Annotated in this window: 21 protein-coding genes and 1 other RNA gene; 8 read left to right on the top strand and 14 right to left on the bottom strand. The window is 54.2% G+C overall.

Going from position 1 to position 22,870, the window contains the following annotated elements:
* Positions 1-90: 90 nt before the first annotated feature.
* From gcvH to FDW88_RS05895, 6 genes are all read right to left on the bottom strand, one after another.
* On the bottom strand, positions 91-480 hold the full coding sequence (gene gcvH / locus FDW88_RS05920; protein WP_045447282.1) for a glycine cleavage system protein GcvH: 390 nt from the start codon (positions 478-480) through the stop codon (positions 91-93).
* Positions 481-504: 24 nt separating this feature from the next.
* On the bottom strand, positions 505-1,599 hold the full coding sequence (gene gcvT / locus FDW88_RS05915) for a glycine cleavage system aminomethyltransferase GcvT (RefSeq protein WP_135911447.1): 1,095 nt from the start codon (positions 1,597-1,599) through the stop codon (positions 505-507).
* A 451-nt stretch (positions 1,600-2,050) separates the two neighbouring features.
* Entirely contained in the window at positions 2,051-3,253 is a 1,203-nt protein-coding gene (gene ubiI / locus FDW88_RS05910) for an FAD-dependent 2-octaprenylphenol hydroxylase (RefSeq protein WP_096755789.1), read from the bottom strand.
* Positions 3,254-3,375: 122 nt separating this feature from the next.
* The gene (gene ubiH, locus FDW88_RS05905) at positions 3,376-4,554 is read right to left on the bottom strand and encodes a 2-octaprenyl-6-methoxyphenyl hydroxylase (protein WP_137362202.1); all 1,179 of its coding nucleotides are present in this window, start codon (positions 4,552-4,554) and stop codon (positions 3,376-3,378) included.
* On the bottom strand, positions 4,551-5,867 hold the full coding sequence (pepP, locus tag FDW88_RS05900; RefSeq protein ID WP_117342629.1) for a Xaa-Pro aminopeptidase: 1,317 nt from the start codon (positions 5,865-5,867) through the stop codon (positions 4,551-4,553). The genes ubiH and pepP overlap by 4 nt, the downstream gene beginning before the upstream one ends.
* 26 nt (positions 5,868-5,893) lie before the next feature.
* Entirely contained in the window at positions 5,894-6,472 is a 579-nt protein-coding gene (locus tag FDW88_RS05895; RefSeq protein WP_135911444.1) for a YecA family protein, read from the bottom strand.
* 166 nt (positions 6,473-6,638) lie between these two features.
* Between FDW88_RS05895 and zapA the strand changes: the two genes are divergently transcribed.
* The 3 genes from zapA (at position 6,639) to FDW88_RS05880 (ending at position 7,809) form a co-directional block, all read left to right on the top strand.
* The gene (zapA, locus tag FDW88_RS05890; RefSeq protein WP_096755784.1) at positions 6,639-6,968 is read left to right on the top strand and encodes a cell division protein ZapA; all 330 of its coding nucleotides are present in this window, start codon (positions 6,639-6,641) and stop codon (positions 6,966-6,968) included.
* Positions 6,969-7,009: 41 nt separating this feature from the next.
* A non-coding RNA gene (gene ssrS / locus FDW88_RS05885) (6S RNA) lies at positions 7,010-7,193 on the top strand.
* A gap of 19 nt (positions 7,194-7,212) precedes the next feature.
* The gene (locus tag FDW88_RS05880) at positions 7,213-7,809 is read left to right on the top strand and encodes a 5-formyltetrahydrofolate cyclo-ligase (RefSeq protein ID WP_117342630.1); all 597 of its coding nucleotides are present in this window, start codon (positions 7,213-7,215) and stop codon (positions 7,807-7,809) included.
* A gap of 96 nt (positions 7,810-7,905) precedes the next feature.
* On the opposite strand, the gene serA is transcribed toward FDW88_RS05880, so the two are convergent.
* Both serA and rpiA read right to left on the bottom strand, forming a co-directional pair.
* Complete coding sequence (serA, locus tag FDW88_RS05875; protein ID WP_096755782.1) at positions 7,906-9,138, bottom strand: phosphoglycerate dehydrogenase; 1,233 nt, start codon at positions 9,136-9,138, stop codon at positions 7,906-7,908.
* Between the two features lie 273 nt (positions 9,139-9,411).
* A complete protein-coding gene (rpiA, locus tag FDW88_RS05870) occupies positions 9,412-10,071 on the bottom strand; it encodes a ribose-5-phosphate isomerase RpiA (protein WP_136345248.1) in 660 nt (219 codons plus the stop codon).
* Positions 10,072-10,241: 170 nt separating this feature from the next.
* On the opposite strand from rpiA, the gene argP reads away from it, so the two are divergent.
* The 5 genes from argP (at position 10,242) to FDW88_RS05845 (ending at position 16,787) form a co-directional block, all read left to right on the top strand.
* A complete protein-coding gene (argP, locus tag FDW88_RS05865) occupies positions 10,242-11,135 on the top strand; it encodes a DNA-binding transcriptional regulator ArgP (protein WP_003825477.1) in 894 nt (297 codons plus the stop codon).
* 232 nt (positions 11,136-11,367) lie between these two features.
* Positions 11,368-13,512, top strand: a complete 2,145-nt coding sequence (gene scpA / locus FDW88_RS05860) for a methylmalonyl-CoA mutase (RefSeq protein ID WP_096755780.1) — start codon at positions 11,368-11,370, stop codon at positions 13,510-13,512.
* Positions 13,505-14,500, top strand: coding sequence for a methylmalonyl Co-A mutase-associated GTPase MeaB (gene meaB / locus FDW88_RS05855; RefSeq protein WP_135911443.1), 996 nt, complete (start codon positions 13,505-13,507; stop codon positions 14,498-14,500). The genes scpA and meaB overlap by 8 nt, the downstream gene beginning before the upstream one ends.
* Positions 14,501-14,510: 10 nt before the next feature.
* Positions 14,511-15,296: a methylmalonyl-CoA decarboxylase gene (gene scpB / locus FDW88_RS05850; protein ID WP_096755778.1), complete on the top strand. Its 786-nt coding sequence runs from the start codon at positions 14,511-14,513 to the stop codon at positions 15,294-15,296.
* A 24-nt stretch (positions 15,297-15,320) separates the two neighbouring features.
* Positions 15,321-16,787 (top strand): acetyl-CoA hydrolase/transferase family protein, encoded by a 1,467-nt coding sequence (locus FDW88_RS05845; protein ID WP_137362201.1) that lies wholly within the window; start codon positions 15,321-15,323, stop codon positions 16,785-16,787.
* On the opposite strand, the gene FDW88_RS05840 is transcribed toward FDW88_RS05845, so the two are convergent.
* From FDW88_RS05840 to pgk, 6 genes are all read right to left on the bottom strand, one after another.
* Positions 16,784-17,680, bottom strand: a complete 897-nt coding sequence (locus FDW88_RS05840) for a LysR family transcriptional regulator (protein ID WP_137362200.1) — start codon at positions 17,678-17,680, stop codon at positions 16,784-16,786. The genes FDW88_RS05845 and FDW88_RS05840 overlap by 4 nt on opposite strands.
* A gap of 121 nt (positions 17,681-17,801) precedes the next feature.
* Entirely contained in the window at positions 17,802-18,548 is a 747-nt protein-coding gene (locus FDW88_RS05835) for an oxidative stress defense protein (protein WP_115257527.1), read from the bottom strand.
* A 93-nt stretch (positions 18,549-18,641) separates the two neighbouring features.
* Positions 18,642-19,277, bottom strand: coding sequence for an arginine exporter ArgO (gene argO / locus FDW88_RS05830; RefSeq protein WP_096755774.1), 636 nt, complete (start codon positions 19,275-19,277; stop codon positions 18,642-18,644).
* 190 nt (positions 19,278-19,467) lie between these two features.
* Complete coding sequence (locus FDW88_RS05825) at positions 19,468-20,328, bottom strand: small-conductance mechanosensitive channel MscS (RefSeq protein ID WP_096755773.1); 861 nt, start codon at positions 20,326-20,328, stop codon at positions 19,468-19,470.
* Between the two features lie 191 nt (positions 20,329-20,519).
* The gene (gene fbaA, locus FDW88_RS05820; protein ID WP_096755772.1) at positions 20,520-21,599 is read right to left on the bottom strand and encodes a class II fructose-bisphosphate aldolase; all 1,080 of its coding nucleotides are present in this window, start codon (positions 21,597-21,599) and stop codon (positions 20,520-20,522) included.
* A 97-nt stretch (positions 21,600-21,696) separates the two neighbouring features.
* Entirely contained in the window at positions 21,697-22,860 is a 1,164-nt protein-coding gene (gene pgk / locus FDW88_RS05815; RefSeq protein WP_096755771.1) for a phosphoglycerate kinase, read from the bottom strand.
* Positions 22,861-22,870 lie beyond the last annotated feature (10 nt).

The raw sequence follows: 22,870 nt of genomic DNA, 5'->3' as shown, positions 1-22,870 counted from the left end.
GTCTCTAACTCAATTGCCCGGTGGTGCTGACGCTTACCGGGCCTACATAAAACCGTAGGCCGGATAAACGCAGTGCCATCCGGCACAATCTTATTCGTCTTCCAGTAATGCCTCGTACGCAGTGGCATCCAGCAGTGATTCGATCTCGCTTTCGTCGCTGGCTTTGATCTTGAAGATCCAGCCGCCGGTATACGGCTCGCTGTTCACCAGTTCCGGGGAGTCGCTGAGCGCGTCATTCACCGCCACAATCTCACCGCCCACTGGCGCATAGATATCGGAAGCCGCTTTTACGGATTCCGCAACCGCGCAGTCGTCGCCCGCGCTAACAGTGGCACCCACTTCTGGCAGGTCAACGAACACCATGTCACCCAGCAGTTCCTGAGCATGTTCGGTGATCCCTACGGTGTAAGAGCCGTCTGCTTCTTTGCGCAGCCATTCGTGTTCTTTACTGTATTTCAGTTCTGCTGGTACGTTGCTCATCAATCAATCTCCAAAAAGGATGAATCACGCGACGGCTTTGCCGTTACGCACAAAAACAGGTTTAGTCACTTTTACCGGCATTTCACGGTTACGGATCTGCACGATTGCCGTCTCGCCTATACCCGCAGGTACGCGCGCCAGTGCAATGCTGTAGCCCAGCGTCGGAGAGAACGTACCACTGGTGATAATGCCTTCATGCGCATTGCCCGCCGCATCGGTGAAACGCACCGGCAGTTCATTACGCAGTACGCCTTTCTCGGTCATTACCAGGCCAACCAGCTGCTGGTGACCTTTTTCACGCTGCATTTCCAGCGCTTCGCGACCAATGAAGTCGCGGTCAGCCGGTTCCCACGCGATGGTCCAGCCCATGTTGGCGGCCAGCGGAGAAATACCCTCGTCCATTTCCTGGCTGTACAGGTTCATACCGGCTTCCAGACGCAGCGTATCGCGTGCGCCCAGACCACATGGCTGTACGCCTGCGTCGACCAGCGCACGCCAGAAATCCGCGGCTTTTTCATTCGGCAGGGCAATTTCATAGCCTGCTTCGCCGGTATAGCCAGTGGTGGCGATAAACAAATCACCCGCCTGCACGCCAAAGAACGGCTTCATGCCTTCTACCGCATGGCGCTGTTCTTCAGTAAACAGCGTGGCGGCTTTAGCCTGAGCATTCGGTCCCTGCACCGCAATCATCGACAAGTCATCACGAACGGTGATGTCGATAGCGTAAGGTTCAGCGCGTTGGGTTATCCAGGAGAGGTCTTTTTCGCGGGTGGCGGAGTTAACAACGAGGCGGAAGAAATCTTCAGTGAAGTAGTAGACGATCAGGTCATCAATCACACCGCCCGACGCATTGAGCATACCGGAGTAAAGGGCTTTACCGGTTTTCGTTAGCTTCGCGACGTCGTTTGCCAGCAGATAACGCAAGAACTCCCGGGTGCGACTGCCGCGCAGGTCGACGATGGTCATGTGCGACACATCAAACATACCGGCATCGGTGCGAACAGCGTGGTGCTCGTCGAGCTGAGAACCGTAATGCAGAGGCATCATCCAGCCATGGAAATCAACCATGCGCGCGCCGCATAGCGTGTGTTGTTCGTACAAAGGAGTCTGTTGAGCCATCTTTTCCTCGTTGAATAAGCGGGGCTATCAACTCTTTCGCGGTGAAATGTTCACCACGAAACCCAGCACCGCAGCCGCTCCGGGGGCTGCGACGCAAACGTTCTCTTTGTCTTGAACTTACCACTGAAACAGACGCTAAACCATAAGGCAAAATTAACCATCACATTAGCTTATGGCTAAAAATGCCCAGATCGACGACAGAATAAAAAACCAATTAACCGCCATAAAATCAGAGCAACAGATAGATAAAACGAAACAAATCGTCATCAATCCATATTAAATGTGGAAAAAATGTCAAAAATGGCGTTATGAGAAAATAGTAATATTAAAAAAACTAATGCGAAAAGAAGCGTGAAATTAGATTATTTCAAATGAGAGAAGCATCCCGGCGCGCAGGCCGGGAGAGGAAAGTGTGACGGGTCTCAAACTCTTAAAATTGTCCTGACGGACGTTAGCGCAACCACTCAGGAAGATCGTTTAATCCCATCGCCTGACGGATGAGTTGTGGTTTTACGCCTGGCAGGGTATCGGCCAGTTTCAGACCAATATCACGCAGCAGTTTCTTCGCTGGGTTCGCGCCAGCAAACAGTTCACGGAACCCCTGCATACCGGCCAGCATCACCGCTGCACTGTGCTTACGGCTACGCTCGTAGCGACGCAGATAGAGGTACTGACCGATGTCTTTCCCCTGGCGTTGCAGACGTTTTAGCTCATCAATCAGCTCCGCAGCATCCATAAAACCGAGGTTAACCCCCTGTCCTGCCAGCGGATGGATGGTATGTGCCGCATCACCGACCAGCGCCAGGCGGTGCGCGGCAAACTGGCGGGCATAGCGCCCCGTTAGCGGAAACACCTGACGTTCACTTTCAACGCGACATAGTCCCAGCCGATTATCAAAGGCGATATTCAGCGCCTGATTAAACGCGTCAACACTTGCCAGTTGCATGCGCTCTGCTTCCTGCGGCGAGAGTGACCAGACGATAGAGCACAAATGCGGATCGCTGAGCGGTAAGAACGCCAGAATGCCTTCGCCATGGAACGCCTGGCGGGCAACTGCACCGTGCGCGTCCTCGGTACGAATGGTTGCCACCAGCGCATGATGGCGATAATCCCAGAAGGTCAGCGGGATATCCGCTTTGTTACGCAACCAGGAGTTTGCGCCGTCCGCGCCAATGACCAGGCGCGCAGTCAGCATCGAGCCATCCTTCAGGGTCAGAAAAGCTTCGTTCTCCCCCCAGGCCACTTGCTGAAGTTCTGCCGGAGCCATTAGCGTAATATCCGCCGACTGCTGCGCCTTTTGCCACAGCGCGTAGTGGACCACCGAATTTTCAACGATATGTCCTAAATGGCTGTAGCCCATGCTTTGGTCATCAAATTCGATGCGCCCAAAGCTGTCTTTGTCCCAGACTTCCATCCCGTGGTAGCAGCAAGCCCGACGGGCGACAATGTCTGACCATACGCCAAGACGGGTCAGTAGTTTTTCGCTGGCGGCGTTAATGGCCGACACGCGAAGCTGAGGAGGTGCATCCGCCGCCAGAGGCTGCGGAACATGTTGTTCTAATACGGCAACGCGTAACCCGCTGCCCTGCAAGCCGCAGGCAACCGCCAGTCCCACCATGCCGCCACCAACAATTGCTACATCAACACTTTGCACTGTTTGCTCCTGAAAACGGGACTATCAAATACCGTAGGCCGGATCAGGCGAAGCCGCCATCCGGCATGATTGCCATTGCATTTTCCTGATGGCGCTACGCTTATCAGGCCTACTGGCTATATTTATCGTGCGACCCAGCCCAGGGTCCGCTCTGCCAACGCATCGCGGGCTGGCGTCAATAATTCCATCGCCATAAGACCCACGTTACGTCCAACAACCAGCGGTGCCCAGCGATTGGCAAACAGATACACCAGGCTGTTGGTCACGCCAATCGTTGTTTCGCGATCGGTCTCACGACGCTGCTGATAGCGCGACAGCACCGCATAATCACCCACGTCTTCGGCTGCAAACTGTGCCTGCGTCAACGTTTCGGCAAGGCTCATGACATCGCGCAGGCCGAGATTAAAACCTTGACCGGCAATAGGATGCAGGGTCTGCGCCGCGTTGCCCACCAGCACGGTGCGATGGCTAATCGCCTTCACCGCGGTGGTTAAAGACAGCGGATAGGCGCTACGTTGACCGGCTTGCGTAATGCGCCCCAGCCGCCAGCCAAACGTCGTTTGCAGTTCACGACAAAACTGTTCGTCGGACCAGGCCATGATCTCATCTCGCTTTTCCAGCGGATGACACCACACCAGCGAGCAGCGCTCTTCTGACATCGGTAACATGGCCAGCGGGCCATGCTGCGTGAAACGTTCAAACGCTCGTCCGTTATGCGGGACGGAGGTGGTAACGTTGGCAATCACCGCCAGTTGTTCGTAAGGCTGCTGCTGCCAGTCAACGCCGCAGGCGGTCGCCAGCGCAGAGCGTGTGCCGTCAGCGGCTACCAGTACACGACCGGTAATCACCTCGCCATTCTCCAGCGTGACCTCAACGTGCTGCTGAGTGCGCGACACGCTGGCCACCCGGTCAGGGCAATGTAGCGTGACGCCGCGCGCTTTGCGCAACAGCGCAAACAGACGCAGCCCGACGTCATGCAGTTCCACCACCTGACCCAGCGCAGGGATACGGTATTCCTGTGCATCAAGCGTCACACACCCGGCATGTCCACGGTCGCTGACGTGCACCGTTTTGATCGGGGTTGCGCAATCGGCAATGGCCTGCCAGACGCCAATTCGCGCCAACTGCTGGCAGGTGCCTGCGGCCAACGCAATCGCCCGAGCGTCAAATCCCGGATGGCGGTCAGTATCCGGCTCGCTCGCTTCAATAAGATGGACCGGCAGCGTCCCATGACTCAGCTCTGAAATAGCCAGCGCCAGAGTCGCTCCAACCATACCACCACCGACAATAATCACGCTCATTTCAGTCGCGCCGCAGCCATCAGGGCTTCAATATCATCCGCCTTTTTCACTACGCTGGCGGTGAGGTTTTCATTACCGTCTTCGGTAATCAGGATGTCATCTTCAATACGAATGCCAATTCCGCGATAAGCCGGTGGTACGTCGGCGTCCGGCGCGATATACAGTCCTGGCTCGACGGTAAGCACCATCCCCGGTTCGAGGATACGCGAGCGATCCTGACCATAAACGCCAACGTCGTGGACATCCAGACCCAGCCAATGGCTCAGGCCATGCATAAAGAAAGGACGCTGCGCGTTGTCGGCAATCAGTTGATCGACATCGCCGTGCAGAATACCCAGTTTTACCAGACCGGTAATCATGATGCGCACCACCTCTCCCGTCACCTCCTGGATGGACGTCCCCGGACGATACAAACGCAGGCTGGTTTCCAGTGACTCCAGCACGATGTCATAGATCTCGCGCTGGGCGGGAGTGAACTTCCCGTTGACCGGGAAGGTGCGGGTAATGTCGCCAGCGTAACCTTTGTATTCGCATCCGGCGTCAATCAGCACCAAATCGCCATCGCGCATTTCACTTTCGTTTTCGGTGTAATGCAGGATGCAGCCGTTTACACCGCTGCCGACAATGGTGTTATAGGAAGGATAACGCGCACCATGACGGGTAAACTCATGATGGATCTCCCCTTCCAACTGATACTCGAACATTCCCGGACGACATTTTTCCATCGCGCGGGTATGCGCCAGCGCGCTGATTTCACCGGCGCGACGCATGATTGCTATCTCTTCCGGCGATTTGAACAGACGCATCTCGTGCACCATCGGACGCCAGTCGATAATCGCCGCAGGGGCTTTCATATTTTGTCTGGCGCCTTTGCGCAGCTTATCCATCGCCGTAAACACAATCTCATCCGCCCAGGCATATTCGCCCTGAGCGTGGTACACCGTGTCCAGACCGTTAAGCAACTGATGCAGCTGTTGGTTGATTTCGCTGAACGCTAACGCCCGATCAACACCCAGTTTCTCGGGGGCAGCATCTTGTCCCAGACGGCGACCAAACCAGATCTCCGCCGTCAGGTCACGTACCCGGTTGAACAAAACGCTATGGTTATGAGTGTCATTACTTTTAATCAGCACCAGCACGGCTTCAGGTTCGTTAAAACCGGTGAAGTACCAAAAGTCGCTGCTCTGGCGGTACGGATATTCACTGTCCGCACTGCGCGTCGCTTCTGGGGCCGCGAAAATCAGCGCAGCGCTGCCTGGCTGCATGTGCGCCAGTAATGCCTGGCGACGGCGTAAGTATTCTTGCTGAGTCATAACACTCTCCCTGGCGTTCTCGTTACTTAGTGCAGTGTCGGTTTACGTACTTCCGGCGCGGTCGGTTGCTGACGCGTAAACGTGTCATGGCACAACAGCGCAGCAACACGCACGTACTCGATGATCTCTTCAAGCGACATTTCCAGCTCTTCCTGATCTTCGTCTTCGTCATATCCCAACTGGGCGATATTGCGCAGGTCGTCAATCGCTTCGCCGGTTTCGCCGGTCACTTTGTCGAGCTTGGGCTGCGTAACCCCGAGGCCCAGCAAAAAGTGATTGACCCAGCCCGCCAGCGCGTCGGCACGATCGAACACGCTAACGCCGTCGCCTTCAGGCAGATAAAGCTGAAAAAGGAAGCCGTCGTCTTCCAGGGCGTCGCTGGTCGCCGCGTGCATTTTGATCAGTGCCTGAGCCAGCTCATGGCCAAAGGCCAAACCTTCGTTGGTCAGGTCGTGCAACAGCGGCTGCCATGAGCTGTCGTTGTTGCCGCCGCAAATCATCCCGCTGATCAAACCGTGCATTTCGGCCGGGGTTAATCCAGCCCCTTGTTGGTTCAAAAACTGGCTAACATCGGTGTAACCAGGCATTTCGTTCTGTATGGACATAAGCATTCGTCATCAAAGGGAGGATATTCATGTTATGCTACCACTTTGGGCCCTGGTGGACCAGAAAAGGGCTTGTATGTTCATACCAGGGTAGCTATAGTGTCGCCCCTTCGCGGACCCAAGGTCTGGAGACGAAGGCAGCGCAGTCAATCAGCAGGAAGGTGGCATGTCTGCACAACCCGTCGATATCCAAATTTTTGGCCGTTCACTGCGAGTGAATTGCCCGCCTGAACAACAAGATGCGTTGAATCAGGCTGCGGACGATCTGAATCAGCGATTGCAAGATCTGAAAGTTCGCACTAGAGTCACAAATACTGAGCAGCTGGTTTTCATCGCCGCGTTGAACATCAGCTATGAATTAACTCAGGAAAAAGCGAAGACGCGTGACTACGCGGCGAGCATGGAACAACGTATTCGGATGCTACAACAAACCATTGAACAGGCGTTGCTTGATCAGGGTCGCATAACCGAAAAAACGGGCCAAAACTTTGAATAACACTTTTCGGTTTACTGTGGTAGAGTGACCGTGAAGACAAAATTTCTCTGAGATGTTTGCAAGCGGGCCAGTCCCCTGAGCCGATATTTCATACCACAAGAATGTGGCGCTCCACGGTTGGTGAGCATGCTCGGTTCGTCCGAGAAGCCTTAAAACTGTGACGACACATTCACCTTGAACCAAGGGTTCAAGGGTTACAGCCTGCGGCGGCATCTCGGAGATTCCCTTCTACCTGGCAACAGCCATGACACTACTTTCTGAACTTCCTTTATCCCGGCAAGAAATTCGTCAACTGATTCGGCAACGTCGCCGTGCGCTAACGCCTGAGCAACAACGCCATTTCGGTCAGCAGGCCGCGAGCAGAATGCTGAGCTTCCCCCCTGTTGTACTCGCCCACACCGTGGCGGTATTTCTCTCTTTTGATGGCGAACTTGATACTCAACCGCTGATCGAACAACTGTGGCGTGCGGGCAAGCGTGTCTATCTCCCGGTTCTACATCCGTTTAGCCGCGGTAATTTACTGTTTCTGCACTATCATCCGCACAGTGATCTGGTAACTAACCGACTCAAAATCCAGGAGCCGCGACTCGATGTGCGCGACGTTTTGCCGTTATCAAAGCTGGATGTATTGATTACGCCGCTCGTGGCGTTTGATGAAGACGGACAGCGCTTAGGCATGGGCGGTGGTTTTTACGATCGCACGTTACAAAACTGGCAGCAGCATCAGATCCAGCCGGTGGGCTACGCACATGATTGCCAGCGAGTGGAGAAGTTACCGGTCGAAGAGTGGGATATTCCGCTGCCCGCGGTGGTAACACCGTCAAAAGTATGGGAATGGTAGCCTTGAATTGCCAGATGGCGCTACGCTTATCAGGCCTACGAATCATCTCGTAGGTCGGTTAAGACGCAGTCGCCACCCGGCATGATGTACCAATAATTAGTACAGCATACGCGCGCGAATCGTTCCCGGAATGGCTTTCATCGCCAGCAGCGCTTTCTCCGCCACATCCTCATCTGCCTCGATATCAATAACCACATACCCCACCTGCGCGGAAGTTTGCAGATACTGCGCGGCAATGTTAACGCCCTGCTCGGCAAAGATTTGGTTCAGCGCGGTCAGCACGCCTGGTCGGTTTTCGTGAATGTGCATCAGACGACGACCGCCGTGCAGCGGCAGCGACACTTCCGGGAAGTTAACCGCCGACAGCGTAGAGCCGTTATCGGAATACTTCGTCAGCTTACCTGCCACTTCCAGACCAATGTTTTCCTGCGCTTCCAGCGTTGAACCGCCGATGTGCGGCGTCAGGATCACGTTGTCAAAATCACACAGCGGGGACGTAAACGGATCGCTGTTGCTCGCCGGCTCCGTCGGGAAGACGTCGATTGCTGCGCCAGCCAGATGCTTAGTGGCTAACGCATCGCACAGCGCAGGAATATCAACAACCGTGCCGCGCGCGGCGTTGATCAGCAGCGCACCCGGCTTCATCAGGGCAATCTCTTGTGCGCCCATCATATTCTTGGTGGAGGCATTTTCCGGCACGTGAAGGCTGACCACATCGCTCATATTGAGCAGGTCGGAAAGATGCTGTACCTGGGTGGCGTTACCCAGCGGGAGTTTGTTTTCAATATCATAGAAATAGACGTGCATCCCCAGCGATTCCGCCAGAATGCCCAACTGGGTACCAATGTGGCCGTAACCAATAATCCCCAGTTTTTTGCCACGCGCTTCAAAAGAGCCGGTAGCCAGTTTGTTCCACACGCCACGGTGCGCCTTAGCGTTCGCTTCCGGCACGCCGCGCAGCAGCAGCAACAGTTCGCCAATTACCAGTTCGGCAACGGAGCGGGTGTTAGAGAATGGTGCGTTAAACACGGGGATCCCGCGTTTTGCCGCCGCACCCAGATCAACCTGATTGGTGCCAATACAGAAGCAACCAATCGCGACCAGTTTCTCTGCGGCGTCAATCACATCTTCAGTCAGATGAGTACGGGATCGCAGGCCAATAAAATGGGCATCACGGATGGACTCTTTCAGCTGTTCAGTGTCCAGAGCGCCTTTGTGAAACTCGATGTTGGTGTAACCTGCCGCACGAAGGCTTTCCAGTGCTTTTTGATGCACACCTTCAACCAGCAGAAACTTAATCTTTTCTTTCTCCAGTGATACCTTTGCCATTTCCCCGACCCTGTCTTTTTTTAGTTCAATCTGATGTGTTGTGTATGGGATTTTCATCCGCCTCTTCAACATATCAAAAAAAAATATTGCGGCAATATGAACGTTTGCGTCGTCGTGCTGAAGAAGTGTCATTCAGCGGGAAATGTCAGAGTAAAATTCTGGTGATAACTTTTTCTTTGGAGGGATCGGCAGGACAATATTGTAAACGTGACACAAGTCACCAAATTTGCCCTGCCAAAATTTTTTTAACGACAGAAGATCCCGGTCGTCAGATCATTTTACGATAGTTTTCACGCCATCTGCTGTGCCGATCAGCGCAACGTCCGCCCCACGGTTGGCAAACAGACCCACGGTCACAACGCCCGGGATTGCGTTGATGGCGTTTTCCATCGCCACAGCGTCAAGGATCTCCAGACCGTGCACGTCAAGGATGACGTTGCCGTTATCAGTAACCACACCCTGACGGTATTCAGGACGACCGCCCAGCTTCACCAACTGACGAGCAACCGCACTACGCGCCATCGGGATCACTTCTACCGGCAGCGGGAAGTTACCCAGAATATCGACTTCTTTGGACGCGTCGGCGATGCAGATAAATTTCTTAGCGACGGAGGCAATGATCTTTTCGCGGGTCAGCGCTGCGCCGCCGCCTTTGATCATTTGCATGTGACCGTTGATTTCGTCCGCGCCATCAACGTACACGCCAAGGCTGTCCACTTCGTTAAGATCGAACACGTGAATACCGAGGCTTTTGAGTTTTTCAGTGGAAGCGTCCGAACTGGACACCGCACCTTCAATCTGACCTTTCATGGTGCCCAGCGCATCAATAAAGTGTGCGGCTGTTGAACCGGTACCTACGCCCACAATGGTGCCGGGCTGTACATACTGAAGTGCCGCCCATCCTACTGCTTTTTTCAGTTCATCCTGCGTCATGATCGTTTCGCCTGTGGTGTGAATGTGGTGTGGAAATTCACGCGCATTATAGAACATTGCGTAGAAAAATGTCCCCACACCCGCTCGCAGACGGCGGATTTCGTCTGTACCCAACCTAAAATTGTGTCATAGTGCAGAACACGCAAAAATATCAGGAGTACGTCAGAGCAATGAAACGTCCGGACTACAGAACACTACAAGCACTGGATGCGGTTATTCGTGAACGGGGATTTGAGCGCGCTGCGCAAAAGCTATGCATCACACAATCCGCGGTTTCACAACGCATAAAACAGCTTGAGAATATGTTCGGACAACCGCTGCTGGTGCGTACCGTACCGCCTCGCCCAACCGAGCAAGGGCAAAAGCTGCTGGCACTGTTGCGTCAGGTTGAACTGCTGGAAGACGAGTGGCTGGGAGATGAACAAACCGGCTCGACGCCGCTGCTGCTCTCCCTAGCCGTCAACGCCGACAGTCTGGCCACCTGGCTACTCCCGGCGCTGGCCCCTGTGCTGGCAAACTCACCGATTCGTCTGAACCTGCAGGTTGAAGATGAAACACGCACTCAGGAACGCCTGCGCCGCGGTGAAGTGGTGGGCGCGGTGAGTATTCAACATCAGGCGCTACCAAGCTGTCTGGTGGATAAACTCGGCGCGCTGGACTACCTGTTTGTCGGCTCAAAACCTTTTGCCGAGCGCTACTTTCCGAATGGCGTCACCCGTTCTGCCCTGCTAAAAGCGCCGGCGGTTGCGTTTGACCATCTCGACGACATGCATCAGGCTTTTCTGCAACAAAACTTCGATCTGCCACCGGGCAGCGTGCCGTGCCACATCGTTAACTCGTCGGAAGCCTTTGTGCAGCTGGCGCGCCAGGGGACAACCTGCTGCATGATCCCACACCTGCAGATCGAGAAAGAGCTGGAAAGCGGCGAGCTTATCGACTTAACGCCAGGCCTGTTCCAGCGTCGGATGCTCTATTGGCATCGCTTTGCACCGGAAAGCCGCATGATGCGCAACGTCACCGATGCGCTGCTGGCCTACGGACACAATGTGCTGCGTCAGGATTAAAGCATTTATTGCCCCTGAGTGCCGGATGGCGGCGTAACGCCTTATCCGGCCTACAACCTTATACCCTCTTTTCATGCTATTCCCGCCACGTCTTTGAAATCCATCACAAAATAAAACACGCCACGCGGCAAAAAACGACGTCTTATTGGCTATTTTTTGCTGGCGACAAGCCAGCTGAAAAAGCTCACCGTATTCGCAAAGATTCAACTTATTGCATAATACGGAGCAAAAAATGGCCAATATGCAGGCGTGGCAAACGCTCGCCAACAAAGAACTCAGCCGACGGGAAAAAACCGTCGACTCGCTGGTAAAACAGACGGCAGAAGGGATTGCCATTAAGCCGCTGTACACCGAGGCTGATCTCGACAACCTGGAAGTGACGGGCACCCTCCCCGGCCTGGCGCCTTACGTTCGTGGCCCACGCGCCACCATGTATACCGCGCAGCCGTGGACTATTCGCCAGTACGCCGGGTTCTCTACCGCCAAAGAATCTAACGCGTTTTATCGCCGCAATCTCGCCGCCGGACAAAAAGGGCTTTCCGTCGCCTTTGACCTCGCCACCCATCGCGGCTACGACTCAGATAACCCGCGCGTGGCAGGCGACGTCGGCAAAGCGGGCGTGGCTATAGATACCGTCGAAGATATGAAGGTACTGTTCGACCAGATCCCACTGGATAAGATGTCGGTATCCATGACCATGAACGGCGCGGTACTCCCGGTGATGGCGTTTTATATCGTGGCAGCGCAGGAGCAAGGTGTCGCGCCAGAGCTGCTCACTGGCACGATACAAAACGATATTCTGAAAGAGTACCTATGCCGCAACACCTATATTTACCCGCCCAAGCCCTCTATGCGCATTATCGCTGACATCATTGCCTGGTGTTCTGACAATATGCCGCGCTTTAATACCATCAGCATCAGCGGATATCACATGGGTGAAGCGGGTGCCAACTGCGTGCAGCAGGTGGCGTTTACCCTGGCCGACGGGATTGAGTACATCAAGGCCGCGCTGTCCGCCGGACTGAAAATTGATGATTTCGCCCCACGACTGTCATTCTTCTTCGGCATTGGCATGGATCTGTTTATGAACGTCGCCATGCTGCGCGCCGCGCGCTATCTGTGGAGCGAGGCGGTCAGCGGTTTTGGCGCCACCAACCCAAAATCTCTGGCGCTACGTACCCACTGTCAGACCTCCGGCTGGAGCCTGACCGAGCAGGATCCGTACAACAACGTGGTGCGCACCACCATCGAAGCGCTGGGTGCAACCCTGGGCGGTACTCAGTCTTTGCACACCAACGCCTTTGATGAAGCGCTCGGCCTGCCGACTGACTTTTCTGCCCGCATCGCACGCAATACGCAGATCATCATTCAGGAGGAGTCGGAGATCTGCCGCACCGTCGATCCGCTGGCCGGATCGTATTATGTGGAGTCACTGACCGATCAGATCGTTAAGCAAGCACGGGCGATCATCGAACAGATCGATGAAGCGGGTGGAATGGCGAAAGCGATAGAAGCGGGGTTACCAAAACGGATGATCGAAGAAGCTTCCGCCCGCGAACAATCACTCATCGACCAGGGTCAGCGCGTTATCGTTGGCGTGAACAAATACAAGCTGGATAAAGAAGACGCCACGTCGGTATTGGAAATCGACAACGTCAAGGTGCGCAACGAGCAGATTGCCTCGCTGCAACACATCCGCGCGACCCGTGACGATATTGCGGTGAAAGCCACGCTGAAAGCTTTGACCCACGCAGCGCGGCACAATGAAAACCTGCTCGCCGCCGCAATAGATGCCGCGCGCGTTCGCGCCACGCTGGGTGAAATCTCTGACGCACTGGAGTCCGCTTTTGACCGTTACCTAGTACCCAGCCAGTGTGTCACCGGAGTGATTGCGCAAAGCTACCACCAGTCTGAAAAATCCGCCGACGAGTTTGACGCCATTGTTGCGCAAACTGAAAAATTTCTCGCCGATAACGGCCGCCGCCCGCGCATTCTGGTCGCTAAGATGGGTCAGGACGGTCACGATCGCGGCGCCAAAGTGATCGCCAGCGCCTATTCCGATCTCGGTTTCGATGTTGACCTCAGCCCGATGTTCTCCACGCCGGAAGAGATCGCTCGCCTGGCGGTAGAAAACGATGTGCACGTGGTTGGCGCCTCTTCACTGGCGGCGGGTCATAAAACGTTGATCCCCGAACTGGTGGCGGCGCTCAAAAGCTGGGGGCGCGAGGACATTTGCGTGGTAGCCGGCGGCGTCATCCCACCGCAGGATTACGCCTTCCTGCAAGCGCGAGGTGTCGCCGCTATTTATGGTCCCGGTACGCCGATGCTCGACAGCGTACGCGATGTATTAACCCGCATTGGTCAGCACCATGATTAGCAGCGCCACGCTGGCTGATAGCATCCAGCGTTTACGTCTGGGGGAGCGCGCCACGCTCGCCCAGGCCATGACGCTGGTCGAGAGCCAGCATCCGCGTCATCAGCTACTCAGCACACAGCTGCTGGACGCCATTATACCGTTCACCGGTAACGCCCTGCGTCTGGGCATTACCGGCACGCCGGGCGCGGGGAAAAGCACCTTTCTGGAAGCCTTTGGCATGCTACTGATCCGTAAGGGATTACGGGTGGCGGTGATCGCTGTCGATCCCAGCAGTCCGGTCAGCGGCGGTAGCATTCTGGGCGATAAAACCCGTATGACGGAACTGGCGCGTGCGGATGCCGCGTTTATTCGACCGGTTCCTTCCAGCGGGCATTTGGGCGGTGCCAGCCAGCGCGCCCGGGAATTAATGCTGCTGTGCGAAGCGGCAGGCTTCGACGTAGTGATCGTCGAAACCGTCGGCGTTGGGCAGTCCGAAACAGAAGTCGCCAGCATGGTTGATTGCTTTCTCTCGCTGCAAATAGCCGGTGGCGGTGACGATCTGCAGGGCATCAAAAAAGGCATCATGGAGATGGCGGATCTGGTCATCATCAACAAGGATGACGGGGACAACCGCGCCAACGTCGCCATCACCCGCCATATGTATGATTCCGCCCTGCACATTCTCCGCCGCAAGTATGACGAGTGGCAGCCGCAGGCTCTGGCCTGCAGCGCGCTGGAAAAACGCGGCATTGAAGAAATCTGGCAGGCCATAATCGATTTTAAAACATGCCTTACAGCCAGCGGTCGGCTGGAAAAAGTACGCCAGCAGCAAGCGGTGGACTGGTTACAGAAACAGGCCGAAGAAGAGGCGCTGCACCTGTTATTTTCCCGCACTGATTTCGATCGCTATTTCCAGCAAACGCTGCGCTCGGTCAGGAACAATGACCTTTCGCCACGTACCGGCCTGCGACACATCAGCGAATTTATCCAACATCATTACTTTGATTAAAGAGAACATTATGTCCTATCAATACGTCAACGTCGTCATCATCCAGAAAGTCGCGGTCATTGAATTCAACTATGCCCGCAAGCTTAACGCCCTGAGCAAAGTGTTTATTGACGATCTTATGCTGGCGCTGAACGATCTCAATCGTCCAGAAATTCGCTGTATTATTCTGCGCGCACCGAGCGGGGCCAAAGTGTTCTCTGCTGGACATGATATTCATGAACTCCCTACCGGACGTCGCGATCCGCTGTCCTATGACGATCCGCTGCGCCAGATCACCCGCATGATCCAAAAGTACCCGAAACCTATTATCTCGATGGTTGAAGGCAGCGTCTGGGGCGGTGCATTCGAGATGATCATGAGTTCCGATCTCATCATCTCTGCCGAGACCTCGACGTTCTCGATGACGCCGGTCAATCTCGGCGTGCCATATAACCTGGTGGGTATTCACAACCTGACCCGTGATGCGGGTTTTCATATCGTCAAAGAGCTGATTTTCACCGCCCTACCGATTACCGCCCAGCGCGCGCTGGCGGTAGGTATTCTCAACCATGTGGTCGCCGTCGACGAGCTGGAAGATTTTACTCTGCAAATGGCGCATCACATCTCAGAAAAAGCGCCGCTGGCGATTGCCGTGATCAAAGAAGAACTGCGCGTGCTGGGCGAAGCGCACACCATGAATTCCGATGAATTTGAACGCATCCAGGGCATGCGCCGTGCGGTTTACGACAGCAATGACTATCAGGAAGGGATGAATGCGTTTTTAGAAAAACGGAAACCGAATTTCGTCGGCCATTAATCGCGGTCAGCTAAAGGAAAAGCCATGAAACGGATGAGCGCCGAACAGGCGGCAGAAATTATTCAGCATGATGATATGGTGGCGTTCAGCGGCTTTACACCTGCGGGTTCACCAAAGGCGTTACCCGCAGCGATTGCCCGGCAAGCCAGCGAACTGCATCAGGTCGGGCAGCCTTTTCAGATCCGCCTGCTGACCGGCGCGTCAATTAGCGCTGCCGCAGATGACGCGCTCTCTGAGGCGGATGCCGTTTCCTGGCGCGCGCCTTATCAAACCTCATCAGGCCTGCGTCAGAAAATTAATCAAGGCCAGGTGCGGTTTGTCGATCTCCATCTCAGTGAAGTCGCACAGATGGTTAATTACGGCTTCTTTGGCGAGATTGATGTTGCTGTTATAGAGGCCTCAGCCATTGCGCCGGACGGCAGGATCTGGCTGACCAGCGGGATCGGCAATGCGCCAACCTGGCTGCTACGGGCGAAAAAAGTCATTATTGAGCTGAATCATTATCACAATCCACGCGTAGCGGAACTGGCCGACATTGTGATACCAGGCGCGCCGCCGCGTCGTAACAGCGTCCCCATTTTTCATACCATGGATCGCATCGGCAGCCAGTGCGTCCAGATAGACCCGAAAAAAATCGTCGCTCTGGTGGAAACGAACCTGCCCGATGCCGGCAGTGCGTCGGATAAAACCAATCCGCTCTGCCAGAAAATTGCCGATAACGTGGTGAGCTTTCTGCTGGCGGAAATGGCGCACAAACGTATTCCACCTGAGTTTCTTCCCTTGCAAAGCGGCGTCGGCAATATTAATAACGCGGTGATGGCGCGACTGGGCGAGAATCCGGAAATTCCCCCCTTTATGATGTACTCCGAGGTACTGCAGGAGTCGGTCGTAAATCTGCTGGAAACGGGCAAGATTACCGGTGCCAGCGCCTCCAGCCTGACGATTTCCGCCGCCTCACTGCAGAAGATTTATGCCAATATGGATTTCTTCGCCAGCCGCATTGTGCTGCGCCCGCAGGAGATCTCCAATAACCCGGAGATCATCCGCCGGCTGGGGGTGATTGCGCTGAATGTCGGCCTGGAGTTTGATATCTATGGCCATGCCAACTCCACGCACGTTGCAGGGGTAAACCTGATGAACGGCATCGGCGGCAGCGGGGATTTTGAGCGCAACGCCTATCTGTCTATTTTTATGGCCCCGTCGATTGCCAAAGACGGGAAAATCTCGACGATCGTCCCGATGTGCAGCCACGTCGATCACAGCGAACACAGCGTCAAAGTGATCGTTACAGAACAAGGGATTGCCGATCTTCGTGGGTTATCGCCGCTGCAACGAGCGCACACCATCATCGACAACTGCGCGCACCCGCTGTACCGCGACTACCTGCATCGCTATCTGGAACAGGCACCCGGCGGGCATATTCATCACGATCTCAGCCACGCATTTGATCTGCACCGCAACCTGCTCGAAACAGGATCAATGCTGGGTTAATCTGCCGTACCGTCACGATCTTCAGCAATATGCTGGAGCATCGTGGCGGTATAACGATGATTTTTCAGCGAATAGAGAAATTCCTGCATGAACATCGGGCTGCCGGGCGCATCAAAATATTTCAGCGTTGCCGGATTCACCAGCCGCCAGGCAAAATGGGGGATCACCGTCAGAAAATGTCCGCGCTCCACCGCACTCACCTTAGCCATAAAGCTATATGGACGATAGATAATGGTTGGATTGATCCCACTGGGCCGCATGTAGGCATCCAGCATGGCTTCAAAATTGGCGCGGTTCTGGAAGCGCATTTGCAGCCAGGGTAATTCCCGCAGCAGATCCTGAGGCTGCTTTTCTTCGTAACGACGGGACACCAGGAACCCCAGGCGCAGGGGAGGCAGTTCGCTCACCGCCAGATTTTCCAGCTCCTGGACGCGCGAAGAAACATGCTGCGGCGAAATAATAAAATCCAGCTGTCGGTCGAACAGATTATCAATCACCCCATTCTCACTGAATTCAACGGCCTGAGCCGTCACGCCTTCATATTTATCACCAAGGCTAATCAACTGGTCGAAAATGATGGTCGGATAGGTATTGTCGATGCCAATAACGATTTCACGCGAACGACGCGAGGAAGTATGGATTTCGTTATCAATGGCGGACAAACGCTGATAGACGGGAAACAGTTTTTGATACAGCTCCTGCCCGGCTTTGTTGAGACTGATGTTGTTGTCTTTACGGGTAAACAGCGTATAGCCGATTTGATCTTCCAGTGCAGCAATGCTTTTGCCAAAGGGCGATGCGGTCATGTGGATTTTTTCTGCTGCTCTGGCGATATTATTGGTTTGCGCCAGCAGAATAAAATTACGCATCTTTTTCGAGATAAAAATATCCATAGTCACCTCATAAAATCACTATGGCATATCCTCATGCAGCCCCAAAAAAGACGCACGACGCGGTCGCATTTTTACAGTTGATCACATAAAAAACCCGGCTGAAAAGCCGGGTCTGAAAAGATTACTGCGTTTTGGCAGGTGTTGCCGCTGGCTGACTTGCCGCAGGCTCTATCTGGAAGACCACATCGACCTGATCGTCAAACTGAATGACCGGCTGCTCGTAGGTTTCCTGCGCCGATGCTGCAGGCGCTGCGTCGGCTTTCATCATCCGTACCATTGGGCTTGGCTGATAATTCGACACGTGGTAGCGCACGCTGTAAACCGGGCCGAGTTTGCTGTTAAAGCCCGCCGCCAGTTGTTCAGCCTGATGAATCGCATCATCAATGGCCGCTTTACGCGCTTTATCTTTGTAGGCATCCGGCTGGGCAACACCCAGCGACACTGAACGAATCTCGTTCAGACCCGCTTTCAGCGCGCCATCCAGCAGCGCGTTGAGTTTGTCCAGTTGACGCAGAGTCACCTCAACGGTGCGCACCGCACGATAGCCTTTGAGTACGCTTTTACCATTCTGGTAATCGTAATCCGGCTGGGTACGCAGGTTTGCAGAGCTGATGTCTTTTTTCGCTATCTGGTTTTGTTCCAGGAAGGAAAGGTATTGCGCGACGCGTTCGTCAGCCTGTTTCTTTGCTGAGGCCGCATCCTTTGCCGCCACGTTGACTTCAATTGCCAGCGTCGCAATATCAGGTGTCGCGTCCACGCTTGCCGTTCCGGAAGTCACGATGTGCGGTCCATTCGGCAATTCATTTGCCTGTACTGAGAGTGCACTGAATCCGACTAATGCCGCCAGGGCCATTATTTTGAACTTCACTGTCGTTCCTCCATGTTTCATTATTTACCCCGAAACTCAGGGCGCATGCAGGCAAGCTTAGCGGATCTCAGCCTGTTGTCCATCAGACAACACTTAGTTGAACAGCGCATCTACGTGCGCAACGCCTTCTTTTGCCAGTTGAAAAGCAATAAACCACATCACGAGTCCCACCAGCGTATTGATGATTCGTTGTGCTTTGGCGGTGCGTAGACGCGGCGCCAGCCAGGCCGCCAGCAGCGCCAGGCCAAAGAACCACAGGAACGATGCGCTAACAGTACCCAGAGCAAACCAGCGCTTCGGCTCGACGTCCAGTTGACCGCCAAGACTGCCCAGCACCACGAAGGTATCGAGATAGACATGCGGGTTAAGCCACGTCACCGCCAGCATCGTAGCGATAATTTTCCAGCGCCCCTGCTTCATCACCTCGGCACTGGCCAGCTCCAGATTACTGCTCATCGCCGTTTTTAACGCGCCGAAACCGTACCAGAGTAAGAACGCCACGCCGCCCCAGGTTACCAGCGCCATCAGCCATGGCGATTGCATCAGCAAGGCGCTGCCGCCAAAGATCCCCGCGCAGATCAGCAGTAAATCGCTGATGGCACAAAGTAAGGCGATCATAATGTGATACTGGCGACGAATACCCTGATTCATCACGAAAGCATTTTGCGGACCGAGCGGAAGTATCATCGCTGCGCCAAGCGCAAGCCCTTGAAAATAATATGATAACACGTTGAATATCCCGAACTGTTTCTCTTAAGCGCAGACTATAACGCGGGATAATCATTAGCGGAAATTGATAATATTAATCAGGTATAAGAGGAATTAATACCCGGAGGGAAAACGCCGGATGGCGGCTGACGCCTTATCCGGCCTACAGGTTTTGTAGGCCCGGTAAGCGGTAGCGCCACCGGGCTCGTGATTATTCTGCCGCGTTTGCTTTCACGCGCTTGAAATTCACATCCATTTGCGGATACGGGAAGCTGATGCCGTGAGCATCAAACTCACGCTTAATGCGTTCCAGTACGTCCCAGTAGACGCTTTGCAGATCGCTACTGTTGCTCCAGACGCGCACCACGAAATTAATCGAGGACGCCCCGAGCTCATTCAGGCGCACTGTCATTTCACGGTCTTTCAGGATACGCTCGTCAGACTGAATGATATCGGTGAGGATTTGTTTAACCTGGTCGATATCAGAGTCATACGCCACCCCAATAATAAATTCGTTGCGACGAACCGGTTCACGAGAGAAGTTAATGATATTACCGGCAATGATTTTCCCGTTGGGGATCACCACAATTTTTCCGTCTACGGTACGCATGGTGGTAGAGAAAATCTGCACATTGAGCACGGTACCCGCTACGCCGCCAAGATCGACATATTCGCCTGCGCGGAACGGACGGAACATCACCAGCAGAACGCCTGCGGCGAGGTTAGACAGCGAGCCTTGCAAAGCCAGACCGACGGCTAAACCGGCGGCACCGAGCACGGCGATAACAGAGGCTGTCTGCACGCCCACGCGGCCCAGCGCAGCAATCAACGTAAAGGCAATAATACCGTAACGCACCAGCGCAGAGAGAAAATCAGCCACGGTCGCATCAATTTGACGCGCCACCATCACACGGTTAATGGTGTTGGACACAACCCGAGCCACAATCATCCCGATGATGACAATAGCGATAGCCGCAACGATGTTGACGGCATAGCTCAACAGCAGCTCCTGGTTACGCACCAGCCAGGTACCCGCACCGTTTATGCTGTCGACAACATTCAAATCTTCCATTCACTATTCCTTTTTTGCTTACCCAAACGGGAGAAAGAAAGCCGCCCCACCGGGACGGGCAATTTGACAAGGGTAAACAATAAACGCCATTTTTGCCAAATAGATCACATAATTCTCTGTCGACTACCGCGAGAAATGACAATAAAAAAGGCCCGCATTTGCGGGCCTGATGTCATGTTGAACGGCGTAAATTACAGAACGTCAACCGCGTTCAGTTCTTTGAAAGCCTGTTCCAGACGGGTGATCATGGTTGCCTGACCAGCACGCAGCCATACGCGCGGATCGTAGTATTTCTTGTTCGGCTGATCTTCGCCTTTCGGGTTACCCAACTGACCCTGCAGGTAAGCTTCGTTTGCTTTGTAGTAGTTCAGAACACCTTCCCAGGTCGCCCATTGGGTATCGGTATCGATGTTCATTTTCACTACGCCGTAGCTTACGGAGTCTTTGATTTCCTGAGCAGTAGAACCGGAACCGCCGTGGAAGACGAAGTTCAGGCTGTTGTGCGGCAGGTTATGTTTCTTAGAAACATAGTCCTGAGAGTCACGCAGGATAGTCGGGGTCAGAACCACGTTACCTGGTTTGTACACGCCGTGTACGTTACCGAAGGATGCCGCGATAGTGAAACGCGGGCTGATTTTGCTCAGCTCGGTGAACGCGTAATCAACGTCTTCTGGCTGGGTGTACAGTGCAGAAGCGTCCATGTGGCTGTTGTCCACGCCGTCTTCTTCACCACCGGTGCAACCCAGTTCGATTTCCAGAGTCATGTCCATTTTGGACATGCGCGCCAGGTATTTGGAGCAGATTTCGATGTTCTCTTCCAGAGACTCTTCAGACAGGTCGATCATGTGAGAAGAGAACAGCGGTTTGCCGGTTGCTGCGAAGTGTTTTTCACCCGCGTCCAACAGACCGTCGATCCACGGCAGCAGTTTCTTCGCGCAGTGGTCAGTGTGCAGGATAACCGGAACACCGTAATGTTCAGCCATCTGGTGAACGTGATGCGCACCAGAGATAGCACCGAGGATTGCCGCGCCCTGAGGAACGTCAGACTTCACGCCTTTACCCGCGATGAATGCAGCGCCACCGTTGGAGAACTGAACGATTACCGGTGCTTTAACTTTTGCAGCGGTTTCCAGAACGGCGTTGATGGAGTCGGTACCGACGCAGTTAACGGCTGGCAGTGCAAAGTTGTTTTCTTTTGCTACCTGGAAAACTTTCTGTACGTCGTCGCCAGTGATGACGCCCGGTTTTACGAAATCAAAAATTTTAGACATGTTACGTAGTCCTGTATCTGTATCTTCGACCGTTGAAGAAGGTTCGCGAGCGTTTAAGCGCGCTGAAAAACAGGCGGGTCACCCCGCCTGAACTGAATTACTTCTTAGCACGCTCTTCGAGCATGGCTACTGCTGGCAGAACTTTGCCTTCCACGAACTCGAGGAATGCGCCGCCACCAGTGGAGATGTAGGAGATTTTGTCAGCGATGCCGAACAGGTCGATAGCCGCCAGGGTGTCGCCGCCGCCAGCGATAGAGAATGCTTCGCTGTCGGCAATGGCGTTAGCCACGATTTCAGTCCCTTTGCGGAAGTTCGGGAATTCAAACACGCCAACCGGGCCGTTCCACAGAATGGTTTTTGCATTCTTCAGGATTTCAGCCAGTTGCTGTGCAGATGCGTCACCGATATCCAGGATCTGCTCGTCTTCTTTCACGTCGTTAACAGATTTCAGCGTTGCAGGCGCAGTTTCAGAGAACTCAGTTGCTACGCGAACGTCAGCCGGTACCGGGATGTCGCAGAGAGTCAGCAGGCGCTTGGCTTCATCAACCAGGTCTGCTTCGTACAGGGATTTACCCACGTTGTGGCCTTGCGCGGCAACGAAGGTGTTGGCGATACCACCGCCGACGATCAGCTGGTCAGCAATTTTAGACAGAGAGTCCAGAACGGTCAGTTTGGTAGAAACTTTAGAACCACCAACGATAGCAACCATCGGACGAGCCGGTTCTTTCAGAGCTTTACCCAGTGCGTCCAGCTCAGCGGCCAGCAGCGGACCCGCGCAAGCAACGTCAGCGAATTTCGCGATACCGTGAGTAGAAGCCTGCGCACGGTGAGCCGTACCGAAAGCATCCATGACGAATACATCGCACAGTGCAGCGTATTTTTTAGACAGTGCTTCGTCGTCTTTCTTCTCGCCTTTGTTAAAGCGAACGTTTTCCAGAACCACCAGTTCACCGGCTGCAACGTCAACGCCGTCGAGGTAATCTTTTACCAGACGAACCGGGTTAGACAGTTTGTCTTTCAGGTAGTTAACAACCGGCAGCAGAGAGAATTCTTCGTTGTACTCGCCTTCGGTAGGACGACCCAGGTGGGAAGTTACCATCACTTTTGCACCCTGTTTCAGGGCCAGTTCGATGGTCGGCAGAGACGCACGGATACGCGCATCGCTGGTTACTTTCCCTTCTTTAACTGGTACGTTCAGATCCGCACGGATAAAAACACGTTTACCAGCAAGATCCAGATCGGTCATCTTAATTACAGACATGGTGAATCCT

Origin of the sequence: Citrobacter sp. wls829, from assembly GCF_005280825.1 — a bacterium.
Classification (GTDB): domain Bacteria; phylum Pseudomonadota; class Gammaproteobacteria; order Enterobacterales; family Enterobacteriaceae; genus Citrobacter; species Citrobacter gillenii.
The sequence above is the reverse complement of the archived record's forward strand: the minus strand, read 5'-3'. Positions and strand labels throughout refer to the sequence as shown.

What these genes read in the sequence shown, in the direction of transcription:
- fbaA (WP_096755772.1), bottom strand. Translation starts at nt 21,599, where the DNA reads ATGTCTAAAATTTTTGATTTCGTAAAACCGGGCGTCATCACTGGCGAC.
- ubiH (WP_137362202.1), bottom strand. Translation starts at nt 4,554, where the DNA reads ATGAGCGTGATTATTGTCGGTGGTGGTATGGTTGGAGCGACTCTGGCG.
- FDW88_RS05895 (WP_135911444.1), bottom strand. Translation starts at nt 6,472, where the DNA reads ATGTCCATACAGAACGAAATGCCTGGTTACACCGATGTTAGCCAGTTT.
- pepP (WP_117342629.1), bottom strand. Translation starts at nt 5,867, where the DNA reads ATGACTCAGCAAGAATACTTACGCCGTCGCCAGGCATTACTGGCGCAC.
- meaB (WP_135911443.1), top strand. Translation starts at nt 13,505, where the DNA reads ATGATTAGCAGCGCCACGCTGGCTGATAGCATCCAGCGTTTACGTCTG.
- serA (WP_096755782.1), bottom strand. Translation starts at nt 9,138, where the DNA reads ATGGCAAAGGTATCACTGGAGAAAGAAAAGATTAAGTTTCTGCTGGTT.
- FDW88_RS05840 (WP_137362200.1), bottom strand. Translation starts at nt 17,680, where the DNA reads ATGGATATTTTTATCTCGAAAAAGATGCGTAATTTTATTCTGCTGGCG.
- scpB (WP_096755778.1), top strand. Translation starts at nt 14,511, where the DNA reads ATGTCCTATCAATACGTCAACGTCGTCATCATCCAGAAAGTCGCGGTC.
- gcvT (WP_135911447.1), bottom strand. Translation starts at nt 1,599, where the DNA reads ATGGCTCAACAGACTCCTTTGTACGAACAACACACGCTATGCGGCGCG.
- FDW88_RS05880 (WP_117342630.1), top strand. Translation starts at nt 7,213, where the DNA reads ATGACACTACTTTCTGAACTTCCTTTATCCCGGCAAGAAATTCGTCAA.
- zapA (WP_096755784.1), top strand. Translation starts at nt 6,639, where the DNA reads ATGTCTGCACAACCCGTCGATATCCAAATTTTTGGCCGTTCACTGCGA.
- gcvH (WP_045447282.1), bottom strand. Translation starts at nt 480, where the DNA reads ATGAGCAACGTACCAGCAGAACTGAAATACAGTAAAGAACACGAATGG.
- FDW88_RS05845 (WP_137362201.1), top strand. Translation starts at nt 15,321, where the DNA reads ATGAAACGGATGAGCGCCGAACAGGCGGCAGAAATTATTCAGCATGAT.
- rpiA (WP_136345248.1), bottom strand. Translation starts at nt 10,071, where the DNA reads ATGACGCAGGATGAACTGAAAAAAGCAGTAGGATGGGCGGCACTTCAG.
- pgk (WP_096755771.1), bottom strand. Translation starts at nt 22,860, where the DNA reads ATGTCTGTAATTAAGATGACCGATCTGGATCTTGCTGGTAAACGTGTT.
- argP (WP_003825477.1), top strand. Translation starts at nt 10,242, where the DNA reads ATGAAACGTCCGGACTACAGAACACTACAAGCACTGGATGCGGTTATT.
- FDW88_RS05825 (WP_096755773.1), bottom strand. Translation starts at nt 20,328, where the DNA reads ATGGAAGATTTGAATGTTGTCGACAGCATAAACGGTGCGGGTACCTGG.
- scpA (WP_096755780.1), top strand. Translation starts at nt 11,368, where the DNA reads ATGGCCAATATGCAGGCGTGGCAAACGCTCGCCAACAAAGAACTCAGC.